Source organism: Rhizobacter sp. P5_C2 (assembly GCF_054049715.1).
Genome location: NZ_JBFULV010000206.1, coordinates 1 through 3,418, shown reverse-complemented (window position 1 = coordinate 3,418; position 3,418 = coordinate 1). Strand labels below are relative to the sequence as shown.

1 protein-coding gene and 1 pseudogene are annotated in these 3,418 nt (G+C 72.7%); both read right to left on the bottom strand.

All coding sequences use genetic code 11. From position 1 onward, the window contains the following. Positions 1–2,358, bottom strand: a pseudogene (locus ACXJLU_RS32895) (hypothetical protein); the annotation flags it as partial. Then, positions 2,355–3,418 (bottom strand): putative baseplate assembly protein (locus ACXJLU_RS32890; protein ID WP_457337933.1); only part of this gene is annotated, 1,064 nt, incomplete at its 5' end. The gene ACXJLU_RS32890 and the pseudogene ACXJLU_RS32895, both read right to left, overlap by 4 nt.

Sequence of the window (3,418 nt, the reverse complement as noted above, 5' to 3'; positions counted from 1 at the left end):
CGCCCGCACCGCCGCGCGCAGCGCATCTGCGGCGGCCGCCGCATCTGCTGCAGCGGCACTCGCGGTGAGCAGCGTCACGCGCACCAGCGGCGAGCCGTCGACCAGCGTCCACGCGGCGCGCGCCTTCAGCACGCCGGGGATCTCCAGCGCCTCGGCCTCGTGATCGGCCAGGCTGACGATGCGGCCCAGGCTCTGCATCGTGCCGGGGGCGGCGATGCGCGCGCCGTCGGCGCTTTCGGGCGCGGCGCCGCCGGTGATCGGTTCCAGCAGCAGCGCGGCATCCAGGCCGGGCAGCTTCTTGTCGATGGACGGCTTGGCATCGGCTTTCAGCGGGCCGTGGGCGCCGCTGCCACTGCGCCAGATGGCGACCACGTTGCCGCGCCCCGATCGCAGCCGCGCGCCGCTTTTGCCGTCGCCGAACTGCACCCAGCTCTTGCCGGCGTCATCCTCGCGCACGATGTAAACCCGGTCGCCAGGCCCACGCCCGAACAGGCTGTCGGCGGCAGTCCACGCAACGCCGTCGACCCACACCTGCAACTGCGGCACCTGCGGCGGCGCGAGCGTCGGGTCGAGCAGGTAGGTCAACGGCGGCTTCGGCAGCGCGAAGGTCTGGAACACCGCGCGCGCATCGCCATCGCCCAGCGTCGCCTGCGCCTCGGTCTTGCCTTGCGTCGCCTCGACCAGGTTGCCGTGCACCGTGACCAGCGGGTCGACGTGACCGAAGTCGGCGTAGTCGACCTCCGCATCGAGCAGCACGCGGTGGAACTGCGGCTGGTCAGCATCGACGCCGCCAAGTTCCACCGACAACGCGTTGGCCGCGAGCCGCTGCGCGCCCGGCCCGGCGAACAGCAGCGCGCGCTTCGCGAGCGCCGCGGCCTGCTCGGCCGTGCCGTGGAAATGCAGCTCGGTGCCGCGCGTCGCCGCGGTCGGCACGAACTGCGCGCGCAGCTGGAACGGCTCGCCCTGCACCTCGTGGATGCTGATGCCGCGGATGTCGGCATAGGCCAGCGTGCTGGCGCCTTCGCTGATGAATAGGTTCTCGTCCAGGCTCAGCACGGTGCTGGCGCCGCTCAGCGGGCCCCAGGCAAGCGACTGGCGATCTAGCTGCGCGACGCGACGCGCCAGCAGCCGCTTGCGGCCGGCATCGCCGCTGTTCAGCGCGCTGAGGTTGGCCTCGACCAGCACGCGCGTGCCCGCGACCAGGCTGCGCACCTCACCATCCAGCGGCAGCTGCGCGGACGTCAACGCCGGCGCGGCCGGTGCGTAGGTGCTGCCGTTCAGCCGCCGCACATAGCTCATGTCCTCGGTGCTCGCGCGGCCCTTGGCATCGACCACCACCTGCGTGGCCGGCGCGCTGTGACCGAAGTGCCGGTGCGTGCCGCCGAGTTTCCAGGCCTGCAGGCGCGGCGTCGACACGAGGGTCGGCACACCGAGACCGGCGCCGAGCAGCGCGAACGAGAGGAAGTCGATGCTGGGCGTGAACAGCTGCAGGGTCGTGAAGCTGCTGGTGAACAGGCTCGTCGCGGGCGCGAGCGAGAAGGCAGTGCTGATCGATGACGCCAGTGATGACGCAAGAGACAGCGCCGGCGCACTGAGGAACGCCGACACCGCCAGGCTGAACACCGGCTTCTTCAGGCTCGTCAGCGCGCCCTTCATCGTCAGCACCGTGTCGCCGAAGGCCTGCTCGACCTTGTCGACCACCAGCACCTGCAGGTGGTCGAAGGACTGGCCACCATCGCGCGCCACGCCCACCATCAACCGGTCGCCGGCCTTCAGCGTCGGCGCCGCGTTCGCATCGAGCACCAGCGTGAACACCGTCGCCCCGTAGCGGATCTCCGGCGCGCGCCGCGGGCGATACAGGTGAAAGGCCGACAGCGCGGGATACGCCAGCAGCTCGCGCGTGGTCTCGAACACCGCCGGCGGGTCGGTCCCGTCTAGCTGCGCCTTGACCCCGAGCCCCGCCGGCAGCAACACCGGCCGCTCGCCCTTCACGGTGAACGCGAAGCGCCCCCGCCCGCCCAGCCCCGGCGCGAGCCGGTAGCCGAGCAGCCGCACCAGCGGCGCCACGCTCTCGCGCCACTTCGCGGTGCCGAGGTACGCCTCGTTGGCGTACAGGTCCTGGTAGAAGCTGAGGATGTCGCCGACCTCGGCCGCGGCCTCGACCAGCGCGATGCCGGGGTCGTCGGTGCCGCGGTGCGTCCAGTCGGCCAGCGCGGGCGCGGCGTCGATCCGGCCCAGCATGTGCTCGCGCAGGTCGGCATAGCTGCCGATGCGGTAGTCGATCGTCGACAGCCCGGGCCGGTTGACGATCGGCTTCGGAAACGCCACCGGCCGCTTGCAGTCGTTGTCGCAGCTCATCGCCGGCCTCCGGTGATCTCGAAGCGGATGCGCCCCGTCTCCAGGTGGTCCGGGTCGTTCGCGACGACCAGGATCTCGAACGGGCCCATCGCCAGCTTGTCGGCATAGGCGGTCGGCAGAGCCGCCGGGTCGATGTCGATCACGGTCAGCCCGCCGCCGCTGCCGGGGTTCCAGCGCCGCATGCCCAGCCGCAGCACGCGGCCGATGCCGGTGACGGCGAGCGCGCGCCCGATCAGCTGGCTCGCGTACAGCGGCTGGCCGAAGGTCCACGCATCGGGGTTGAAGAAGCCGCGCTCGCCGCGCGCCGTCCAGCCGTCGCCGAAGGCCTGTTCCAGCTCGGCGCGCAGGTCTTCCGGCCAGTAGGCCGGCTGTGCGCACAGCGTCAGCGTGATGTCCAGCGGCACGTAGGTCGCGGGCCGCACCTCGAGGTCTTCGCCGATCAGGCGCACCGCCTCCAGGTGCTCGGCGATCGCCGCGCGCAGCGGTTCGAGCAGCACCGTGCCGCCCGCCGGATCGATCGCCACGCGCACGCAGCGCCAGCTGCCGGTCCAGGCGTAGCGCGCGCGGGCATGGGCCACGCCGGGCAGCTCTTCGGCGCGCTTCGCGTAATCGGCCAGCGTCACCGCGCGCAACTGGCGCTGCCGGTAGGCCTCGGGCACGCGCCGCACGATCTCCGAGGCGGGTTCAGGGTCCCGGCCGTTGTCGACATCGAGCGGGTTCCAGACCCGCAGCACTGCGCCGCCCGGGTCGCGGAAGCCGGTCAGGCGGTCGGCCCCGACATTGCCCGCGCGGCCCTGGCCGACGCGCCAGCGGCAGACCACCGCCGCGCCCTCGGCCAGGGCCGCGCCGTTGACGCCGTCGCCGAAGCGCAGCGAGCTGCCGCCCAGCTCGTCGGTCTCGACGATGAAATGCTCGTCGTCGCCCTCGCTCTCGATCAGGTCCGACTGCTCCTGCCAGAACGCCGCGCTGCCCTGCACCCGCACCTCGGCCGTGCTGCGCGTCGGCACCTCGCCGCCGGGCGGCGTGTCGCGCCAGGCCAGCGGCGCCGCCGGCAGCGGGC